Origin of the sequence: Fuscovulum blasticum DSM 2131 (assembly GCF_003034965.1) — a bacterium.
Taxonomy (GTDB): domain Bacteria; phylum Pseudomonadota; class Alphaproteobacteria; order Rhodobacterales; family Rhodobacteraceae; genus Pseudogemmobacter; species Pseudogemmobacter blasticus.
On sequence record NZ_PZKE01000003.1, the window covers coordinates 255,161 to 273,692 of the forward strand.

Here is an 18,532-nt window from a genome sequence, read left to right on the forward strand (position 1 = left end):
CGCGGGCCGTCAGATCGGGCTGGCTTCGGCTTCGTGCAGCAGGCGCATCACGTCTTCGGGGCGGCAAAGCTGGGTTGCGTCGGTCATCACCGCGGCGGCGGCGGCGGCGGAGCCCAGCGAAAGCGCCTCGTCATCGGGCTGGCCGCGGGCCATGGCCAGCACCAGCGCGGCGACGAAACTGTCGCCCGCGCCGACGGTTGAACGCACGCGCACCCTGGGCGCGGGCGAGAACAGCCGCTGGTCGGCGGTGGCCAGCACGTTGCCATCAGCCCCGCGCGCCACCACCACCTTGCGCGCCACGCCCTTGCGCACCAGACCTTGCGCGAAATCGGCGGTGTCCTTGCGGTCGGTCAGCGCGTGGCCGGTCAGGCTTTCGGCTTCTTCCCCATCCATCCGCAGCACTTCCAGCCCGGGGATGGGGTTCCTGACCGCCTCAAGCAGCGGTTTGCCCGAAGTATCGAGCACGACCTTGCTGTCGGGCATCGATTCGGCCAGTTGCGAGGCGAAGTCGATCGGGGTGCCGGGCGGCTGGCTGCCCGAGATCACCGAATAGCCGCCGGGGCGCGAGGTGGCGCGCAAGAGGGTGAAGACATGCGCCCGTTCGGCGGCCCCCCAGACCGGGCCGGGCAGCATGAAGCGGTATTGCTTGCCGGTTGATTCCTCGTTCACGGTCAGCGATTGGCGGGTTTCGCCGGGGCCAAGGATCGACAGGAAGGTAACGCCTGCGTGGCGGATCAGCCCGGCCAGCCGGTCGCCGGTCAGGCCGCCCAGCGCCACCAGCGCCAGGCTTTCGCCGCCAAGCGCCCGGATGGCGCGGCTGACGTTCAGCCCGCCGCCGCCCGGGTCCAGCAGCGGATCGGCGCAGCGCAGTTTCTGGCCCGGCACCACTTCGGGCACCTCGGTTGCCATGTCGAGCGCGGGGTTCAGCGTCAGCGTAAGGATCGGGGCGGTTTCGGCCATTCATGCACCTGTCTGTCGGTGCAACCTTAGACTGCGCGTCTGGCAAGGTGAACCCCTGCGCAAGGATGCACGATGTCTGCGCGGGCATCGCCAATGGCCGGCGGGGCTGCGGGGCCATAGGTTGGGGGCATAGACACCGCACCGTCCCGAAGAAAGGGTCACCGCAATGAGCGCCGTCAAACTTGCCGTCATCTACTATTCCACCTATGGCACCAACCACGCCATGGCCGAAATCGCCGCCGAGGCCGCCCGTGCCGCCGGGGCCGAGGTGCGCCTGCTGCGTGTGGCCGAAACCGCGCCCGAGGCGGTGGTGAACAGCCAGGATGCCTGGAAGGCCGCGCTTGAGAAGCAAAGCGTCGTGCCGGTTGCCACGCCGGAAGACATGGAATGGGCCAATGCCTATCTGTTCAGCGGCCCGACCCGCTTTGGTCAGGCCAGCAGCCAGATCCGGGCGTTCATCGACACGCTGGGCGGGGTCTGGTTCAAGGGCGGGCTGGCCAACAAGGCGATCAGCGCCATGACCAGCGCGCAGAACACCCATGGCGGGCAGGAAGCCACGCTTCTGGGGCTGTACACCAGCTTCCTGCACTGGGGGTCGATCATCGTGGCGCCGGGCTTCACCGATGCCGCCATTCCCGCCGCCGGCGGCAACCCCTATGGCTACAGCCACACCCAGGGCAAGGAACTGGACGAAAAGGCGCGGGCGGCCATCGGCCATCAGGCCAAGCGCCTGGTCGAGATTGCGGCCAAGCTGGCCGCCTGATCGGGCATCCGGGCCTGACGGGAATTGCGGGGCGGCTTCGGCCGCCCCTTTTTCGTTGCCTCAGCCGTTCAGCAGCAGTTGATAACTGGCGGGCACGAAGCGGAAGCCGGCATCCCTGGCCTCGACATAGCCGAGGGCAGGGAAGGGCATGTGATAGCCGATGAAGGGGATGCGGTCGGCGGCGATCATGCCGAAGACCTGTTTGCGGGTCGCGGCGGCGGCGGGTTTGTCGGCGTCGAAGCGCACCTCCCAATCGGGGTATTGCAGCGACCAGACGTAATGGTTCGCCGTGTCGGCGGTGATCGCCAGTTGCTGGCCGCCGGATTCCAGCATCCAGGCCATGTGGCCGGGGCTGTGGCCGAAGGCCTCCAGCGCGGTGATGCCGGGCGCGGCGGTGCCGCCGCCTTCGACGAAGGTGGTCTTTTCGGCCAGCGGACGGACGTTCTTGTCAAAGCCTTCGTTGCCGGCCTGCGCCCAGTGGTTATGCTCGACGCTGCCGGTCACATAGCGGGCGTTCGGGTAGGCGGGGGTCGTGCCGTCAGCCGCCATCAGCCCGCCGATATGGTCGCCGTGCATATGGGTCAGCACCACCACGTCAATCTGGTCGGGGGTGATGCCCGCCGCGGAGAGCGCGGCCCCCAACCCTTCGGCTGACAGGCCGGTGTCGAACAGCACCAGTTCCGCCCCGGTGTTGACCAGCGTGGGGGTGAAATAGTTGTGCGTCCTGTCCGCCGGCAGGAAGGCGGCGGCCGAGGCGGCGGCGAACTCCTCGGGCGGGACGTTCAGGCCAAAGGTTTCCTGCGGCTTGTCGCCGGTGCGGGTGCCGGCCAGAAGGGTGGTCACCTCGAACCCGCCCAGCCGGAAGCGGTGGAACAGCGGCAGCGCCGACCCTTGCAGATCGGCCCGCGCGGCGGCGGGGTGGGGCAGGGCGGCGCCAAGCGGAAGGGCAGCGGCGGCCATAAGCGCCTGACGGCGGGACAGGGTCGTCATTCGGTCCTCCTTCGGTGATGTCTTGACGAAGGATAGGGCCCGAGGGCCGGTCGGCACATCAAACCGGCGTCATCACGTCCTTTGCGCCGGTGGTCATTCCCACCAGCGGTCGACGGTGGCGATCTCTTCGTCGCTCCAGCCGAAGTGATGGGCAAGTTCGTGGATGGTCACATGGCTGACAAGCTCGGCGATGGAAACATCGCCGCGTTCGGCCCATTCATCCAGGATCGGGCGGCGGAACAGCCAGATCAGATCGGGGTGGGTGGGCTGGTCCGACACCGACTTCTCGGTCAGCGGGATGCCTTCATAAAGCCCTGTCAGTTCAAAGGGATCTTCCAGATCCATCGCGTGCAACAGATCTTCTGACGGAAAGTCCTCGACCCGCAGCACGACATGGGTCGCGGGTTCCCGCCACGGTTCGGGCAGGGTGGCGATGGTTTCGCGGGCGATCTGTTCGATCAGCTCAAGCGAGGGGGCGATGGAATCGTAGGACGGATTGCTCATGCCCAGGAGATAGGCGGTGGTCTTGCCCCGGGGAAGGGGGCATCTCCGCGAAAGGCGGCAACCGGGGCGGAAACTGGACAAGACGCGGGCCTTGTGACAGGAGAGGCGGGTTCAAGGAGCCCACCCATGACCCGCCCTGTTGTCACCCGCTTCGCCCCCTCGCCCACCGGATACATCCATGTGGGCAACCTGCGCACCGCGCTGATGAACTGCCTGATCGCCCGCAAGTCGGGCGGGCAGTTCATCCTGCGTCTGGATGACACCGATCAGGAACGGTCAAAGCAGGAATATGCCGACGGGATCATGGCCGATCTTGAGTGGCTGGGCCTGCACTGGGACCGCATCGAAAAGCAGTCGCTGCGCTATGACCGCTATCACGCGGCGGCGGACAAGCTGCGCGCCGATGGCCGGTTCTACGAATGTTTCGAGACGCCGACCGAACTGGACCTCAAGCGCAAGAAGCTGCTGGGGATGGGCAAGCCGCCGGTCTATGACCGGGCGTCGCTGGGCCTGTCAGACGACCAGAAGGCCGCCTTTCGGGCCGAGGGCCGGGCGGGATACTGGCGGTTCCTGCTGAACCAGACCCGGATCGAATGGCCGGATGGCATCATCGGGCCGGTGTCGATTGACGCCGCCAGCGTGTCGGACCCGGTGCTGATCCGCGCCGACGGGCAGGTGCTGTATACCTTCGCCTCGTCGGTGGACGATATCGAGATGGGCGTGACCCATATCGTGCGCGGGGCCGACCATGTGACCAATACCGCGACGCAGATCCAGATCATGGAAGCCATGGGCGGCACGCCACCGGCCTTTGCGCACCATTCGCTGCTGACCGGCGCGCAAGGGGAAGAGCTGTCGAAACGGCTGGGCACGCTGTCGCTGCGCGACCTGCGCGCGCGGGGTGTGGAGCCGATGGCGCTGCTGTCGCTGATGGCGCGGCTGGGGTCTTCGAAGCCGGTGGAGCTGGCGTCCAGCATAGACGAGCTGGCCGAGGGCTTTGACGTGGAAAGTTTCGGCGCGGCGCCCACAAAGTTCGATGCTGAAGATCTTTTCCCGCTGACCCGGGGGGTCGTGCAGGGGTTTTCGTTCGATAAGGTCAAGGACCGGATTGCCGCGCTGGGCGTTCCCGATGATGAGGCTGAAGGGTTCTGGGCCATCGCCAAGGGCAATATCACCGTGCTGGACGATCTGGCCGGCTGGTGGAAGCTGTTCAGCGAAGGCGCCGCCCCGGTGGTGGACGAGGCCGACCGCGACTTCGTGGTTCAGGCGCTGGCCCTGCTGCCCGCGCAACCCTGGACCACGGCGACCTGGGGCGAATGGACCGGCGCGGTCAAGGCCGCCACGGGCCGCAAGGGCAAGGATCTGTTCATGCCGCTGCGCAAGGCCCTGACCGGGCAGGCGCATGGCCCCGACATGTCAGAACTGATGCCGCATCTGCGCAAGCGCCCGGTGATGTGACCGGCGGCGGACCGGGCCGTTTCCGGCCCGGCCCCCGGCAAGCTGTTTTCCGTTGAACTGGGACCGGGGGTTTTCGGTCGTGAGCGAACCGCAGGCAAAATTCGTCGGAGGAAGCCTCTTCCGGCATATCGTGGTGATGTCGCTGACGGCTTCGGTCGGGTTGATGGCGATCTTCATCGTCGACCTGATCAACATGGTCTATATCGGCTGGCTGAAAGACCCGGTGCTGACCGCCGCCGTGGGCTATGCCGGCGCGGTGATGTTCTTCGTGACCGCCTTCGGGATTGGCCTGTCCATCGGGGTTTCGGCGCTGGTGGCGCAGGCGGTGGGCGCGCGCGATGCGGGGCTGGCGAAGGAACGGGCAACCGCCGGTCTGGTGCTGAGCCTGATCTTCGGCACCGCGTTTTCGCTGCTGATCCTGATCCTGCTGCCGCAGATCGTGGCGGCGCTGGGGGCCACGGGTGCCACGGCGGACGAGACCGTGCATTTCCTGCGCCTTTATACCCTGAGCCAGCCGATCCTGATTCTGGGCATCGTCGGCTCGGCCATCCTGCGCGCCTTTGGCGAGGCGCGGCGGGCGATGATGGTCACGGTCTGGGGCGCGGTGGTGCTGGCGGTGCTGGACCCGATCCTGATCCTGTGGGCGGGGCTGGACCTGACCGGCGCGGCGCTGGCGGGGGCCGGATCGCGGCTGGCGATGGCGGCCATGGCGCTGTGGCCGGTGTGGCGGCGGATCGGCGGCTTTGCGCCCCTGGGCGGCACCATGCTGCGCAGCATGCTGGCACCGCTGTTCGGGATTTCGGGGCCGGCGATCCTGACGCAACTGGCCACACCCGTGGGGCAGGCGCTGGTGACGCGGCTGGTGGCCGGGTTCGGCGAGGCCGCCGTTGCCGGCATGGCCATCGCCGGACGGCTGACGCCGGTGGCCTTTGCGATGATCTTTGCCCTGTCCGGCGCGCTGGGGCCGATCATCGGCCAGAACCTTGGCGCCGGCCGGATGGACCGGGTGCGGCAGAGCTTCGGCCAGGCGATCCTGTTCACCGGCATGGTGATCCTGACGGCCTCGGCGCTGCTGTTCCTGCTGCGCGCGCCGCTGGCCGACCTGTTCCATGCCGAGGGGCTGACGCGCGACCTGATCTTCCTGTTCTGTGGTCCGCTCAGCCTGCTGTTCTTCTTCAACGGGCTGATCTTCGTGGCCAATGCGGTCTGCAACAATCTGGGCGCGGCCTTCCAGTCCACGCTGATCAACTGGGCGCGGCACACGCTGGGCACCTTGCCCTTTGCCCTGTTGGGCGCCCAGTGGTGGGGCGCGCAGGGCGTGCTGATCGGGCAGGCCTTCGGCGGTGTCCTGTTCGGCCTGCTGGCCACCTGGCTGGCCTGGCGGGTGATCCTGCGGCGCACCACCCCGGCGGCCGCGTGATGTCGCATCCGATCGGCATACGGTCGTATTCCGTTTTTCGCTTGCCGCCCCGTGGGGCGATGGGCTAACCATCCTTCATCAGATCGGGAGAATCCGGTGCCCTGGCGCCGGTGCCGAAGGAGCAACCGCCCCGGTAAACTCTCAGGCGCAAGGGACCGTTCTGACAACAGACTCTGGAGAGTGGCGTGAAAGCGCCCGCCGAAGGGATAACGATCTCAGGCGCCCGAAACCGGGCAAGGACAGAGGGGGCACCGGGCGGCAGGGGTACTGCTGCGAACGGTGCCGGGTGCGTATCCGGCGTAGGGTAGGGAGAGGCGGTTTGACCGACCTTTTGCGACTTGGGCTGCACGATCTGCACGTCGGCCTTCAGGGGAAGATGGTGCCTTTCGCGGGCTATGACATGCCGGTGCAATACGCCGCCGGGGTGATGAAGGAACATCTGCACACCCGCACGGCGGCCGGGCTGTTCGATGTCAGCCATATGGGGCAGGTGATCCTGCGGCCCAGGGCGGGCATGGCGGCGCTGGCGGCGGCCTTCGAGGCGATGATGCCGGTCGATGTGGCCGGTCTGGCCGAGGGGCGGCAACGCTATGGCCTTTTCACCAGCGAGTCCGGCGGCATCCTGGATGACCTGATGTTCGCCAACCGGGGCGATCACCTGTTCGTCGTGGTGAACGCGGCCCGCAAGGGCCATGACATTCCGCATATGGCGGCGCATCTGGGCGCGGTGGCCGAGGTGGTTCCGGTTACCGACCGCGCGCTGCTGGCGTTGCAGGGGCCGCAGGCCGAAGCCGTGCTGGCCCGGCTGGTGCCCGAAACGGCAGCGATGCGCTTCATGGATGTGGGCATCTTCGGCGACATCTGGGTCAGCCGGTCCGGCTATACCGGCGAGGACGGGTTCGAGATTTCGCTGCCGCAGGCGCGGGCCGAGGCGTTTGCCCGCGAACTGCTGGCGATGCCCGAGGTGCTGCCCATCGGCCTTGGCGCGCGTGACAGCCTGCGGCTGGAAGCGGGCTTGTGCCTGTATGGCCATGACATCGACGAAACCACCAGCCCGGTCGAGGCGGGGCTGACCTGGGCGATCCAGAAGGTGCGCCGCGCCGGTGGCGCCCGCGAAGGCGGCTTTCCCGGGACGACCCGCATCCTGCGCGAACTGGCCGAAGGGCCGGAACGCTGCCGCGTGGGCCTGCGCCCCGATGGCCGCGCCCCCATGCGCGAAGGCACGGACCTGTTCGCCCCCGACGACACGCCGCTTGGCACTGTCACCTCGGGCGGCTTCGGCCCCTCGGTCGAGGCGCCGGTGGCCATGGGCTATGTGCCCCGCGCCTTTTCCGCCCCCGGCACCGCCCTTCTGGGCGAGGTCCGGGGCAAGAAGCTGCCGGTCACGGTGGCCGCCCTTCCTTTCCATCCCACAACCTACAAGCGCTGAGGCAAGACGATGAAATACACCAAGGAACATGAATGGCTGCGGGTTGAAGGCGATCTGGTCGTCGTCGGCATTACCGAACATGCCGCAACGCAACTGGGCGACGTGGTCTTTGTAGAGCTGCCTGACACCGACAGCATGGTTTCGGCGGGCGACGAGGTCTGCGTCATCGAAAGCGTCAAGGCCGCGTCCGACATTCTGGCCCCGGTCGATGGCGAGATTGTCGAGGTGAACGAAAAGCTGACCGACAACCCCGGTCTGGTGAACGAAGACCCGACCGGCGCCGCCTGGTTCTTCAAGATCAAGGTGGTCGATCTTTCGGTTCTGGACGAGTTCATGGACGAAGACGAATACGCCGAGCTGATCGGCTGACCCGTCCCGCCCGGGGCCGCCGGTCCCGGGCCTTTTTCTTCGAAGAAAACTGCAAATTCCTTTGAAGGAGTTTGCCGCCCCCCGCGCCCGAGGATTTCGTCATGGCTTTCACGCCGACCGACTATAACCCCTATGATTTCGCCAACCGCCGCCACATCGGCCCCTCGCCGGCCGAGATGGAAGACATGCTGGCCGCCGTCGGCGTGCGCAGCCTGGACGAGCTGATTGACCAGACGGTCCCGGCCTCGATCCGGCAGGCGCGGCCGCTGGGCTGGGCGCCGCTGTCCGAACATGAGCTGACCGCGAAGATGACCGAGGTCGCGGCGAAGAACCGGGTGATGACCAGCCTGATCGGGCAGGGCTATTACGGCACCGTCACGCCGCCCGCGATCCAGCGCAACATCCTGGAAAACCCGGCGTGGTACACGGCCTATACCCCGTACCAGCCCGAAATCGCGCAGGGCCGGCTTGAGGCGCTGCTGAACTTTCAGACCATGGTCTGCGATCTGACCGGGCTGGACGTGGCCAATGCCAGCCTGCTGGACGAGGCGACGGCCGCGGCCGAGGCCATGGCCATGGCCGAACGGGTGGCGAAATCCAAGGCCAAGGCGTTCTTCGTGGACCGCTTCTGCCATCCGCAGACCATTGCGGTGATCCGCACCCGCGCGCTGCCGCTGGGGATCGAGGTCATCGAGGACATGGTGGAAAACCTGGACCCGGAAAAGGTGTTCGGCGCGATCTTCCAGTATCCGGGCAGCTATGGCCATGTCCGCGACTATACCGCCGAAATCGCCGCGCTGCATGGCGCCGGGGCGGTGGCCGTCGTGGCGACCGACCTGCTGGCGCTGTGCCTGCTGAAGGAACCCGGCGCGATGGGGGCCGATATTGCGATCGGCTCGTCGCAGCGGTTCGGCGTGCAGATGGGCTATGGCGGCCCGCATGCCGCCTTCATGGCGGTGAAGGATGCCCACAAGCGGCAGATGCCGGGGCGCATCGTCGGCGTCTCGATCGACGCCAACGGCAACCCGGCCTATCGTCTGTCGCTGCAGACCCGCGAACAGCACATCCGGCGCGAGAAGGCCACGTCGAACGTCTGCACCGCGCAGGCGCTGCTGGCGGTGATGGCCAGCATGTATGCGGTGTTCCACGGGCCGAAGGGCCTGCGCGCCATTGCCGAACGGGTGCATCTGCGCACGCAGCGGCTGGCGCGGGCGCTGAAGGCGGCGGGGGCCAAGGTTTCGCCCAAGGCGTTCTTCGATACGATCACGGTCGAGGTGGGCGTGGGGCAGGCCGGTATTCTGGCCGCGGCGCGGGCCGAGGGGCTGAACTTCCGCAAGATCGGCAACAACCGCGTGGGCATCAGCCTGGACGAGACCACCGATGAACGGGTGCTGGTCAAGGTGCTGCGCGCCTTCGGGATTCTGGGCCTGCCGCCGCACCGTGCCGCGCTTGGCTTTCCCGAAGAGATGCTGCGCGAAACGCCCTATCTGACCCATCCGGTGTTCCACATGAACCGCGCGGAATCCGAGATGATGCGCTACATGCGCCGGCTGTCGGACCGCGATCTGGCGCTGGACCGCGCGATGATTCCGCTGGGTAGTTGCACGATGAAGCTGAACGCGGCAGCCGAGATGATGCCGATCACCTGGCCCGAATTCGCCACGCTGCACCCCTTCGTGCCCGCCGATCAGGCCGCCGGCTATACCGAGGCGATCAACGACCTGACCGTGAAGCTGTGCGAGATCACCGGCTATGACGCCTTTTCCATGCAGCCGAACAGCGGCGCGCAGGGCGAATATGCCGGGCTGATGACGATCCTGGCCTATCACCGGGCGCGGGGCGACCATGACCGCAAGATCTGCCTGATCCCGATTTCGGCCCATGGCACCAACCCCGCCTCGGCCCAGATGGCCGGGATGGAGGTGGTGGTGGTCAAGTCCTCGCCCAACGGGGATGTGGATGTCGAGGATTTCCGCGCCAAGGCCGAGGCGGCGGGCAACCGGCTGGCCGCCTGCATGATCACCTATCCCTCGACCCATGGGGTGTTCGAGGAGACCGTGCGCGAGGTCTGCCAGATCACCCATGAATTCGGCGGGCAGGTCTATATCGACGGCGCCAACATGAACGCCATGGTGGGGCTGGTGAAACCGGGCGAGATCGGCGGCGATGTCAGCCACCTGAACCTGCACAAGACCTTTGCCATCCCGCATGGCGGTGGCGGTCCCGGCATGGGCCCGATCGGCGTGAGGGCGCATCTGGCGCCGCATCTGCCGGGCCACCCGGAAACCGGCGGGGCCGAAGGGCCGGTCAGCGCGGCACCCTACGGGTCGGCCAGTATCCTGCTGATCAGTTGGGCCTATTGCCTGATGATGGGCGGGGCGGGGCTGACGCAGGCGACGCGGGTGGCGATCCTGAACGCCAATTACATCGCGGCGCGGCTGAAGGGGGCCTACGGGGTGCTTTACATGGGCAACAAGGGCCGGGTCGCGCATGAGTGCATCCTGGACACCCGGCCCTTCGCCGAGGCGGGCGTCACCGTGGACGACATCGCCAAGCGGCTGATCGACAACGGCTTCCACGCGCCCACCATGAGCTGGCCGGTGGCCGGCACGCTGATGGTGGAACCCACGGAATCCGAGACCAAGGCCGAGATCGACCGCTTCATCACCGCGCTTCTGGCCATCCGCGAGGAGATCGCGGCGGTGGAGAAGGGCGAGATCAGCGCCGAGGACAGCCCGCTGCGCCACGCCCCGCATACGGTTGAGGATCTGGTGGCCGACTGGACGCGGAAATACCCGCGCGAACAGGGCTGTTTCCCGCCCGGATCGTTCCGGGAAGACAAGTACTGGCCGCCGGTCGGGCGGGTGGACAACGTCTATGGCGACCGCAACCTGGTCTGCACTTGCCCGCCGGTCGAATCCTATGCGCAGGCGGCGGAATAGCCCGACCGGGGCGCTGCGTCGGCGGATCTGAAATCAGGGGCGGCCGCACAGGCCGCCCTTTCTCAATCCCGGTCCGGGGCGCCAAGCGGGAAGAACGGGCGGAAATCGCGCGCCTCGTCCACGGCGAGTGCAAAGGACGGGCGGGCCAGCAGCCGCGCGCGATAGGCCCGCAGGCCGGGGCAACTGTCGGGGATCGGATGCACCCAGTCGGCGTAGAACAGCGCCGGTGCGGCGGCACAATCGGCCATCGAGAAGGTCTCGCCCGCGGCCCAGGTCCGGCCGGCCAGATGCCCTTCGGCCCAGGTATAGGCGCGCGGCAGCTTTTCCGCCGAAAGCGCAAGGCCATCGGCCCGCTTGACCGGATCGCCGGTCAGCGCCCCGTCCACCGCATGTTGGGCCGCGTTCATCACATGCAGGTCGAAGAAACGGTCCAGGAACCGCACCTCAAGCGCCTGCATCGGATCGTTGGGCAACAGCGGCACCGGGCCGGGATTAGCAAGATGCAGGTATTCAATGATGATGCTGGTTTCCACCACCTGCCGGTCGCCATCGACCAGCAGCGGGAACCGCCGCAGCGGCCAGCGGCGCAGCCATTCGGTGGTGTTCTCGGGCGTGTCGGGGCCAAGCGACCGCAGCTCGAACGGCAGGGCGTTTTCATAAAGCGCGACCAGCACCTTCTGCGTGTAGGACGAGAAGCGGTGGCCATAAAGGGCGAGGGGCATCTGGAACCTGCAAAGCTGAAAGGAGCCGGGTCGAAGCAGGCTGGCACGCTGGCGCCTGCCGGGCAACCGGAACATCGCTTGCCGACAATGCGCCGGAACCCGTGACCCAGGCCGGGCGCCCCTCGGCCCTTGACCCCGCGGCATCGGAGCGAGGCGTCGCTGCCCCATGCCCAGAAACAAGTCAATCGAAACCCCGCCACGCGCGCGGCCGGGAATTATCGGTTTGTTTCAAGGGGAGAAAAATGGTGCTGCAAGAGAGGATTGAACTCTCGACCTCTCCCTTACCAAGGGAGTGCTCTACCACTGAGCTACTGCAGCGCCGTTGGTGGCGGCGGAGATAGACCAAGGATTGCCTGTCCGCAACCCCCTTTTCGCGCGATGTCTGGACCCGTGGCGCGGGCTGCGGTATGTGGGGTTCCCGATGCGCAAGACCCCCACGCCCGAGACGCCCGCAAAGACGGGTCAGCCGACCGCGACCCTGTCGCGGGAGGAGCGGCTGAAGGCGGCGCTGAAGGCGAACATGGGCCGCCGCAAGGCCCAGGCCAGGGCGCGGTCAAGCGGGACGCCTGACGACGGGCAACCGGACAACAAGAACACGGGCGAGTGAGGCAGGCATGGATTCGATTCTGGTCAAGGGCAACGGACCGCTGAAGGGCGAGATCCCGATCGCGGGGGCGAAGAACGCCTGTCTGACGCTGATGCCGGCCACGCTGCTGAGCGAGGAGCCGCTGACGCTGACCAATGCGCCGCGCCTGTCAGACATCGCCACCATGACGCAACTGCTGCAATCGCTGGGGGCCGAGGTCGCCGCCTTGCAGGACGGGCTGGTGCTGGCGCTGTCGAGCCATGCGATCGACAATCACCGGGCCGATTATGACATCGTGCGGAAGATGCGGGCCTCGATCCTGGTGCTGGGGCCGATGCTGGCGCGCGACGGCCATGCGGTCGTGTCGCTGCCGGGGGGCTGTGCCATCGGGGCGCGGCCGGTGGACCTGCACCTGAAGGCGCTGGAGGCGATGGGGGCCGACCTGGACCTGCGCGACGGCTATGTTCATGCCAAGGCGCCCGGCGGGCGGCTGAAGGGGGCGGTGTTCGAGTTTCCGCTGGTCTCGGTCGGGGCGACCGAGAACGCGCTTCTGGCGGCGACGCTGGCCAAGGGCACCACGGTGCTGAAGAACGCCGCGCGCGAGCCCGAGATCGTGGATCTTGCCCGCTGCCTGCGCCGGATGGGCGCGCAGATCGAGGGCGAGGGCAGCGGCACGATCACCATTCAGGGCGTGGACCGGCTGCATGGCGCCACGCATCCGGTGGTGACGGACCGGATCGAGCTGGGCACCTACATGCTGGTGCCGGCGATTGCGGGCGGCGAGGTGGAATGTCTGGGCGGCCGGCTGGAGCTGGTGGGCGCCTTTGCCGAAAAGCTGGACGCGGCGGGGGTGTCGGTGACCGAAACCGCGCGCGGCCTGAAGGTTTCGCGCAAGAATGGCCGGGTGCGGGCGGTGGATGTGACGACCGAACCCTTCCCCGGGTTCCCGACCGACCTGCAGGCGCAGATGATGGCGCTGCTTTGCACCGCCGAGGGCACCAGCGTTCTGGAAGAAAAGATCTTCGAGAACCGCTTCATGCACGCGCCCGAACTGATGCGGATGGGCGCGCGGATCGACGTGCGCGGGGGCACGGCCACGGTGACGGGGGTCGAGAAGCTGCGCGGTGCGCCGGTGATGGCGACCGACCTGCGCGCCAGCGTCAGCCTGATTCTGGCGGGTCTGGCGGCCGAGGGGGAAACGGTGGTGAGCCGGGTCTACCACCTGGACCGCGGCTATGAGCGGGTTGAGGAAAAGCTGTCGGCCTGCGGCGCCAGGATCGAACGGATCCGGGGCAACTGATGGCAGACGCGCGTTACGAGGACGGCGACGAAGGCCCGCTGCGGCTGCTGGCGCAGGGGGCCGAGGATCTGCCGGTGGTTTCGGCTCTGGTGCAGGATGCGGTGCTGCCGGCGGTCGAGATGCGCTATGACGCGCGCCGCCGCCGCTTTGTGGCGCTGGTCAACCGCTTTCGCTGGGAAGACCGTGAGGCCGCCGTGCGCGAGGGGCGGCCGTTCGAACGGGTGCGCAGCCTGCTGACCGTGGAAGATGTGACGGCGGTCAGGACGCAGGGCATTGACCGGCGCGACGCCGATCTGGTGCTGTCGATCCTGTCGCTGGACTGGCAGCCGGGCGAGGATGGCACGGGCCGGCTGACGCTGGTGCTGGCGGGCGACGGCGCGGTGGCGCTGGAGGTGGAAACGCTGGAGCTGCGGCTGGACGATGTGACCAAGCCCTATATCGCCCCGTCGCGCCACGCCCCCGACCACGGCGCCTGATCGGGCAGGCGGACGCGCAGGGCGGGGGCATGGCGGGGGCGCTGCCCCCGCACCCCCGGGATATTTCTGGACAGATGAAAGGGCGGGACGCGGCTTTGGCGGTCAGAGGCCCAGGGTGACGGCGGCTTCGTCGATCCAGGCCTTTGCGAAGGCGTCGAAGCGGGCGTCGGGCTGGCGTTTTTCCAGCGTGGCGGCCAGCGGGTCCGGCGCGCGGATCGCGCTGCCGGACAGCTCTTCCAGCACGGCATGGCCGCAGAACGGGACATGCACCTCGGAATAGCCGCCTTCATGCACCAGCAGCAGACGGCCGTCACACAGGTCTGCCGCCGCCTGCTTCACCCGGCGGGTCATCAGGCGGAAGGTTTCTGCGGTCAGCAGCATACGCCCCAGCGGATCAACGGCCGAGGCATCGTAGCCGCAGGCGACGATGATCGCATCGGGGCGGAAGCGGTGCAGGGCCGGAAGGACCACGCGGTCGAAGGCATGAAGATAGGCGGCATGGCCGCAGCCGGGCGGCAGCGGCAGGTTCAGGTTGCTGCCGGGGGCGCGGTCGCCGCCGCGTGCCTCGACCCCGCCGGTGTCGAGCGGGTAGTTGCGGTCCTGATGCAGGCTGAGCGTCAGGGTTTCGGGATCGTCCCAGAACACCGCCTCGGTGCCGTTGCCGTGGTGCACGTCCCAATCGACCACGGCGACACGGCCCAGCCGGCCTTCGGCGCGGGCGGCGCGGATGGCGATGCCGATGTTGTTCAGCAGGCAAAAGCCGTTCGGGAAATCCGGCAGGCAGTGGTGGCCGGGCGGGCGCGACAGGGCATAGGCATTGGCGGCCTCGCCCGTCAGCACGGCGCGCAGGGCGGCGGTGGCAAGGCCGGCCGACAGCGCCGCGATTTCGAACCCGCCGCGGCCGAAGGGGGTGCGCAGGCCCAGTTCGCCGCCACCCGCATCGGAGGCCGCCTTGAACGCCTGCAGATAGGTTTCGGGGTGGACGCGCGCCATTTCGGCCCAGGTCGCCTCGGGCGCGGTGCGGGCGTCCATCTCGCGCAGAAGGCCGGTCACCTCGAGCAGGTTCTTCAGGCGGCGCTTGGTTTCCGGGCTTTCGGGCAGGCCGCCGCCGGGCTGGACAAGGCCGCCCGTGGGCAGGGTGAAGGCATAATTGCCGCCCCCGTGCCAGAAGCAGCGTTCGTCGGAATAGAAGGCAGTGGTCATGTCGGTCCTCCGGGGCTTGCGGCCAGCCTAGGCGCGGGGCAGGGTGGAAGGCCAGAGGAAAGCCGATGGACCTGCCCGACCTTTCGCACCTTGCCCGACCCGGCGCCGAGATCGCGGTGCGGGTTACGCCGAACGCGCGGCGGGCGGGGCTGGACGCGGGGCCGCCGATCCGCATTGCGGTGACGGTGGTGCCCGAGGACGGCAAGGCCACGGCGGCGGCGCAGGTGCTGCTGGCGCAGGCGCTGGGGGTGGCCAAGTCGCGGCTGGTGCTGCTGCGCGGGGCCAAGGCGCGCGACAAGGTTTTCCGCCTGGATTAGCGACGGAAGTGCTGCGCCGCGGCGTTCAAGGGGCAGGTTCAACCCCAGAAGGCCAAATCCCATGTCTCCCGTCCTGTCACGCTATGCCACCCCGTTCATTACCGGGCTGTTTCTTGTTTCGCTGATCTCGGGTCTTGCGTTGTTCTTCCACATTGGCCCTTCGGGCTTTCACGGGATGCATGAATGGCTGAGCCTTGTGCTGATCGTGCCCTTCGTCCTGCACATCTGGAAGAACTGGCGGCCGATGACCAGCTATCTGCGCGGCACGCCGATGGCCGTGGCGGTGGCGGTGTCGCTGCTGGCGGGGGCGGTGTTCCTGCTGCCGTCGGGATCGGGTCAGGCGGGCGGGCCGCCGCAGATGCGGCTGGCGGCGCAGGTGCTGAAATCCACCCCGGAAGCGGTGGCCCCGGCGCTGGGACAATCGCCCGAGGCGGTGACGAAGGCGCTGGTCGCCGCGGGCTTCACCCCGATGCCCGGGCAAAGCCTGGCCGACATGGCAACGGCCGCCGGCAAGTCGAACGCCGATCTGATGGCGGCGCTGCTGGCAACGGGCGGCTGAAACCCCTTCCGGCGGGCGGCGTAAAGGGTCCTCGCGCCGCCTGACCGGCAACGCCCGCCGTTTCCCCTGACGGCGGGCGTTCCTTTTGCCGCGACTCAGCCCTTGGGGGCGGGGGTGCGGTCGATCCGGTAGCTGCCTTCGGGCAGGTTCAGCGCGGCGGCCAGATCGGCAAGCTGCGTCATCGACAGGGTGATGCGGACGGTTTCCTCGGTGTCCGGGTCGGTCTGTTCGACCGCGACGCAATCTTCGAAGGCAGTGATGACCACATCGCCCATGAGGGGCAGCCCGTCCCCTTCGTCGATCAGGGTGACGACCGTGGCGTCGAATTCGTGCTCGATGGTGAACATGGGACAAGGCTAGCCCGTGCCCGCCCCCTGCGCAACCTTTCGCGAGCCGGCGACCGGGGGTCTTTTCGGGCGCCCCGGATTTGCTAGGTAACCGGGCATGACTGGCCTGATGATCCCCCGGCGCCCGCTGCGCCTTGCCCTTGCCCTGTGGTCCGCGCTGGCGCTTGCCGGATGCGTGGCCGTGTCCCCCTATCCGCAGGAGGCGGCGCCGGACGCGCCGCGGATGGCGCCCGCTCCGTCCGTGGCGGGCGGGCTGTCTGGGTTTGCCGCGGTGGCGGCGCGGGTCGAGCCGGTGGCCGAAGCCGCCTGCCGGGCGCGGGCGGCTGGGCGCAACTGCGATTTCGTGATCGCGGTGGATGACCGGCCGGGGTTGCAGCCCAATGCCTTCCAGACGCTGGATTCCAGCGGGCGGCCCTATCTGGTGTTCACCATTTCCTTGCTGCAAATGGCGCGGAACGCCGATGAACTGGCCTTCGTGCTGGGGCATGAGGCGGCGCATCATGTGGCCGGCCATATTCCCCGCCAGCAGGAACAGGCCATGGGCGGGGCGATTCTGGCCGGTGTGCTGGCGCAGGCCACGGGATTGCCGGCCGACCAGGTGAAGGCGGCGCAGAATGTGGGCGCCAGCCTTGCCGCAAGGCAGTATTCCAAGGATTTCGAGCTGGAGGCCGATGCGCTGGGCGCACGGATCGCCTGGCAGGCGGGCTATGATCCGGTGCGCGGTTCCGCCTTCTTCGACCGGCTGCCCGATCCCGGCGACAAGTTCCTGGGCAGCCACCCGCCGAATGCGCAGCGAAAGGCGGTTGTGGTCGCGGCGGTGCAGGGTCTGGGCGGCTGACCGGGCACCGGCGCCGCTGATTGATTTGCGTCAATGCAGCGCCGGGCCGGGTTTGTCACCTTGGGGCCAGAACCCCCCAGCAGCGCGAGGCAAGGCCATGATCGGATATACGGATGCCCCCCGGGCCTGGTGGATGACCCGCGGCATGGCCCGTGTTGCCGGCGTGAACCTGCCGCAAGCCGTGATTGATGGCTGGCTGACGCGGGAAGAGCTGGCGACCATCGTCGCGCGCTGCGAAGGCTGCACCTGCCTGTCGCGCTGCGACAGTTGGCTGGCGGGGTCGGGCGCGTCGAAGCGGATGCCCGAATTCTGCCCGAACAAATCGTCGATCGAGGCGCTTTGCCCGAACTGAACGGCGGCCCGGCGGTGCCGGGCGCGGCGGAGATCGCCGCGCGTCAGATCAGGTAATAATTGACCGGGCGCAGCGGGGGCGGCGGTTCGGTGCCCAGATGCGGCGCGAAGCTGATTTCGACCGCGCGGCAGATCGCATCCAGCGCCAACCCGTTCGGTTGCAGCCCGAAGGGATGCGCCAGTTCCTCGGTCACTTCGGCAAGGCCAAGAAACATGTAGGCGACGACGCCCACGAAGATCGGCGTCATCCAGCCTGTCGCCGAATTCAGCGCGAAGGGCAGCATCATGCAGTAGAGGAAGGTCGTCCGGTAGATCAGCAGCGAATAGACGAAGGGCAGGGGGGTGTTGAAGATCCGCTCGCAGCCCGCCTGTTGCAGCGCGATCGACGACATCCGGGTCGTCAGCGCGCGGGCGCCGAAGCCGTCGATGCGGCCTTCGCGATGGGCGCGGGCGATCACGCTGTTCATGCGGTCCAGCGCGGTGCAGGGCGGGTGCGGCGTGCCGGCCAGCGCGCGGGCGGTTTCGGGCACATCGGACTCGGCCGTCAGCTTCTGGCCGCGCAGGTGCAGCCGGTGGGCGTGGACGAAGGCAATGGCCAGATGCAGGATTGTCCGGCGTTCGGCGGCATCGGGAACGAAGACATCGGTTTCGCGCGCAAGGCTGCGCATGTCGGCCAACATGCCGCCCCAAAGTTTGCGCGCCTCCCACCAGCGGTCATAGGCGGCGTTGTTGCGAAACCCCAGGAACAGCGACAGGCCGATCCCGAAGGTTGCATAGGCCGAGGTTTCCAGCTTTGGCACATAGGGAGTGAAATGGTCCAGCCAGACCACCACCAGCGCGAAGCCGGTCAGGAACAGCAGCGGCCTGACGATATGCGGCACGACCGAGCCGCGCATGGCTGTCAGCAGATCCCAGAGACGGGGTTTTTCGCGCACGATCATCGGGCGAGCCTTTCCTTGGGGCGGTGCGGCCATGTCCGGCGCAACGTCAGGGCGATG

General features: G+C 67.9%; 20 protein-coding genes, 1 tRNA gene and 2 riboswitches. Of the genes, 13 read left to right on the top strand and 8 right to left on the bottom strand.

The annotated features are described in order from the left end of the window. Positions 1–9: 9 nt before the first annotated feature. Positions 10–960, bottom strand: a complete 951-nt coding sequence (locus C5F44_RS04980) for a 1-phosphofructokinase family hexose kinase (RefSeq protein ID WP_107672394.1) — start codon at positions 958–960, stop codon at positions 10–12. Between the two features lie 166 nt (positions 961–1,126). On the opposite strand from C5F44_RS04980, the gene wrbA reads away from it, so the two are divergent. Further along, entirely contained in the window at positions 1,127–1,723 is a 597-nt protein-coding gene (gene wrbA / locus C5F44_RS04985; protein ID WP_107672395.1) for an NAD(P)H:quinone oxidoreductase, read from the top strand. 60 nt (positions 1,724–1,783) lie between these two features. Here wrbA and C5F44_RS04990 read toward each other — a convergent pair whose 3' ends face one another. After that, positions 1,784–2,713: an MBL fold metallo-hydrolase gene (locus C5F44_RS04990; RefSeq protein WP_107672396.1), complete on the bottom strand. Its 930-nt coding sequence runs from the start codon at positions 2,711–2,713 to the stop codon at positions 1,784–1,786. A gap of 93 nt (positions 2,714–2,806) precedes the next feature. Beyond that, the gene (locus tag C5F44_RS04995) at positions 2,807–3,217 is read right to left on the bottom strand and encodes a metallopeptidase family protein (protein WP_107672397.1); all 411 of its coding nucleotides are present in this window, start codon (positions 3,215–3,217) and stop codon (positions 2,807–2,809) included. Between the two features lie 126 nt (positions 3,218–3,343). On the opposite strand from C5F44_RS04995, the gene gltX reads away from it, so the two are divergent. The 5 genes from gltX (at position 3,344) to gcvP (ending at position 10,835) form a co-directional block, all read left to right on the top strand. Next, positions 3,344–4,675: a glutamate--tRNA ligase gene (gene gltX / locus C5F44_RS05000; protein ID WP_107672398.1), complete on the top strand. Its 1,332-nt coding sequence runs from the start codon at positions 3,344–3,346 to the stop codon at positions 4,673–4,675. Positions 4,676–4,754: 79 nt separating this feature from the next. After that, positions 4,755–6,095, top strand: a complete 1,341-nt coding sequence (locus C5F44_RS05005) for an MATE family efflux transporter (RefSeq protein ID WP_235822515.1) — start codon at positions 4,755–4,757, stop codon at positions 6,093–6,095. A gap of 74 nt (positions 6,096–6,169) precedes the next feature. After that, a riboswitch (glycine riboswitch) is annotated at positions 6,170–6,263 on the top strand. Between the two features lie 3 nt (positions 6,264–6,266). Then, a riboswitch (glycine riboswitch) is annotated at positions 6,267–6,340 on the top strand. 74 nt (positions 6,341–6,414) lie between these two features. Beyond that, positions 6,415–7,524, top strand: a complete 1,110-nt coding sequence (gene gcvT / locus C5F44_RS05010; protein WP_107672399.1) for a glycine cleavage system aminomethyltransferase GcvT — start codon at positions 6,415–6,417, stop codon at positions 7,522–7,524. Positions 7,525–7,533: 9 nt separating this feature from the next. Next, entirely contained in the window at positions 7,534–7,893 is a 360-nt protein-coding gene (gene gcvH, locus C5F44_RS05015; RefSeq protein WP_107672400.1) for a glycine cleavage system protein GcvH, read from the top strand. Between the two features lie 101 nt (positions 7,894–7,994). Continuing rightward, complete coding sequence (gene gcvP, locus C5F44_RS05020) at positions 7,995–10,835, top strand: aminomethyl-transferring glycine dehydrogenase (protein ID WP_107672401.1); 2,841 nt, start codon at positions 7,995–7,997, stop codon at positions 10,833–10,835. Between the two features lie 62 nt (positions 10,836–10,897). Here gcvP and C5F44_RS05025 read toward each other — a convergent pair whose 3' ends face one another. Beyond that, the gene (locus C5F44_RS05025) at positions 10,898–11,557 is read right to left on the bottom strand and encodes a glutathione S-transferase family protein (protein ID WP_107672402.1); all 660 of its coding nucleotides are present in this window, start codon (positions 11,555–11,557) and stop codon (positions 10,898–10,900) included. Between the two features lie 243 nt (positions 11,558–11,800). Beyond that, positions 11,801–11,875: transfer RNA gene (locus C5F44_RS05030), tRNA-Thr, on the bottom strand. 103 nt (positions 11,876–11,978) lie between these two features. On the opposite strand from C5F44_RS05030, the gene C5F44_RS05035 reads away from it, so the two are divergent. Genes C5F44_RS05035 through C5F44_RS05045 form a run of 3 tightly spaced genes read left to right on the top strand, consistent with a single transcriptional unit; the run spans position 11,979 to position 13,919 of the window. Then, positions 11,979–12,164, top strand: a complete 186-nt coding sequence (locus tag C5F44_RS05035) for a hypothetical protein (RefSeq protein ID WP_107672403.1) — start codon at positions 11,979–11,981, stop codon at positions 12,162–12,164. 7 nt (positions 12,165–12,171) lie between these two features. Further along, complete coding sequence (gene murA, locus C5F44_RS05040) at positions 12,172–13,443, top strand: UDP-N-acetylglucosamine 1-carboxyvinyltransferase (RefSeq protein ID WP_107672404.1); 1,272 nt, start codon at positions 12,172–12,174, stop codon at positions 13,441–13,443. Then, a complete protein-coding gene (locus tag C5F44_RS05045; RefSeq protein ID WP_107672405.1) occupies positions 13,443–13,919 on the top strand; it encodes a DUF2948 family protein in 477 nt (158 codons plus the stop codon). Before murA ends, C5F44_RS05045 begins: the two co-directional genes overlap by 1 nt. Before the next feature lie 102 nt (positions 13,920–14,021). Here C5F44_RS05045 and C5F44_RS05050 read toward each other — a convergent pair whose 3' ends face one another. Next, positions 14,022–15,122, bottom strand: coding sequence for a class II histone deacetylase (locus C5F44_RS05050; protein ID WP_107672406.1), 1,101 nt, complete (start codon positions 15,120–15,122; stop codon positions 14,022–14,024). Positions 15,123–15,187: 65 nt separating this feature from the next. Between C5F44_RS05050 and C5F44_RS05055 the strand changes: the two genes are divergently transcribed. Beyond that, positions 15,188–15,439, top strand: coding sequence for a DUF167 domain-containing protein (locus C5F44_RS05055; protein WP_107672407.1), 252 nt, complete (start codon positions 15,188–15,190; stop codon positions 15,437–15,439). Between the two features lie 61 nt (positions 15,440–15,500). Then, entirely contained in the window at positions 15,501–15,998 is a 498-nt protein-coding gene (locus tag C5F44_RS05060) for a DUF4405 domain-containing protein (protein WP_107672408.1), read from the top strand. Positions 15,999–16,093: 95 nt separating this feature from the next. Here C5F44_RS05060 and C5F44_RS05065 read toward each other — a convergent pair whose 3' ends face one another. Continuing rightward, positions 16,094–16,345, bottom strand: a complete 252-nt coding sequence (locus C5F44_RS05065; protein WP_107672409.1) for a hypothetical protein — start codon at positions 16,343–16,345, stop codon at positions 16,094–16,096. Positions 16,346–16,442: 97 nt separating this feature from the next. On the opposite strand from C5F44_RS05065, the gene C5F44_RS05070 reads away from it, so the two are divergent. Then, positions 16,443–17,183 carry a M48 family metallopeptidase gene (locus tag C5F44_RS05070; protein ID WP_412917527.1) on the top strand — a complete coding sequence of 247 codons (741 nt, stop codon included), beginning with the start codon at positions 16,443–16,445 and terminating at the stop codon, positions 17,181–17,183. A 97-nt stretch (positions 17,184–17,280) separates the two neighbouring features. Beyond that, positions 17,281–17,535 (top strand): DUF6455 family protein, encoded by a 255-nt coding sequence (locus C5F44_RS05075; protein WP_107672410.1) that lies wholly within the window; start codon positions 17,281–17,283, stop codon positions 17,533–17,535. A gap of 43 nt (positions 17,536–17,578) precedes the next feature. On the opposite strand, the gene C5F44_RS05080 is transcribed toward C5F44_RS05075, so the two are convergent. Continuing rightward, positions 17,579–18,475, bottom strand: coding sequence for a bestrophin family protein (locus C5F44_RS05080; protein WP_107672411.1), 897 nt, complete (start codon positions 18,473–18,475; stop codon positions 17,579–17,581). Between the last annotated feature and the right edge of the window lie 57 nt (positions 18,476–18,532).

Excerpts from the sequence above, each read along its gene's own strand:
- C5F44_RS04980 (WP_107672394.1), bottom strand. The coding sequence starts at position 960 with ATGGCCGAAACCGCCCCGATCCTTACGCTGACGCTGAACCCCGCGCTC.
- wrbA (WP_107672395.1), top strand. The coding sequence starts at position 1,127 with ATGAGCGCCGTCAAACTTGCCGTCATCTACTATTCCACCTATGGCACC.
- C5F44_RS04990 (WP_107672396.1), bottom strand. The coding sequence starts at position 2,713 with ATGACGACCCTGTCCCGCCGTCAGGCGCTTATGGCCGCCGCTGCCCTT.
- C5F44_RS04995 (WP_107672397.1), bottom strand. The coding sequence starts at position 3,217 with ATGAGCAATCCGTCCTACGATTCCATCGCCCCCTCGCTTGAGCTGATC.
- gltX (WP_107672398.1), top strand. The coding sequence starts at position 3,344 with ATGACCCGCCCTGTTGTCACCCGCTTCGCCCCCTCGCCCACCGGATAC.
- gcvH (WP_107672400.1), top strand. The coding sequence starts at position 7,534 with ATGAAATACACCAAGGAACATGAATGGCTGCGGGTTGAAGGCGATCTG.
- gcvP (WP_107672401.1), top strand. The coding sequence starts at position 7,995 with ATGGCTTTCACGCCGACCGACTATAACCCCTATGATTTCGCCAACCGC.
- C5F44_RS05025 (WP_107672402.1), bottom strand. The coding sequence starts at position 11,557 with ATGCCCCTCGCCCTTTATGGCCACCGCTTCTCGTCCTACACGCAGAAG.
- C5F44_RS05035 (WP_107672403.1), top strand. The coding sequence starts at position 11,979 with ATGCGCAAGACCCCCACGCCCGAGACGCCCGCAAAGACGGGTCAGCCG.
- murA (WP_107672404.1), top strand. The coding sequence starts at position 12,172 with ATGGATTCGATTCTGGTCAAGGGCAACGGACCGCTGAAGGGCGAGATC.
- C5F44_RS05045 (WP_107672405.1), top strand. The coding sequence starts at position 13,443 with ATGGCAGACGCGCGTTACGAGGACGGCGACGAAGGCCCGCTGCGGCTG.
- C5F44_RS05050 (WP_107672406.1), bottom strand. The coding sequence starts at position 15,122 with ATGACCACTGCCTTCTATTCCGACGAACGCTGCTTCTGGCACGGGGGC.
- C5F44_RS05055 (WP_107672407.1), top strand. The coding sequence starts at position 15,188 with ATGGACCTGCCCGACCTTTCGCACCTTGCCCGACCCGGCGCCGAGATC.
- C5F44_RS05060 (WP_107672408.1), top strand. The coding sequence starts at position 15,501 with ATGTCTCCCGTCCTGTCACGCTATGCCACCCCGTTCATTACCGGGCTG.
- C5F44_RS05065 (WP_107672409.1), bottom strand. The coding sequence starts at position 16,345 with ATGTTCACCATCGAGCACGAATTCGACGCCACGGTCGTCACCCTGATC.
- C5F44_RS05070 (WP_412917527.1), top strand. The coding sequence starts at position 16,443 with ATGACTGGCCTGATGATCCCCCGGCGCCCGCTGCGCCTTGCCCTTGCC.
- C5F44_RS05075 (WP_107672410.1), top strand. The coding sequence starts at position 17,281 with ATGATCGGATATACGGATGCCCCCCGGGCCTGGTGGATGACCCGCGGC.
- C5F44_RS05080 (WP_107672411.1), bottom strand. The coding sequence starts at position 18,475 with ATGATCGTGCGCGAAAAACCCCGTCTCTGGGATCTGCTGACAGCCATG.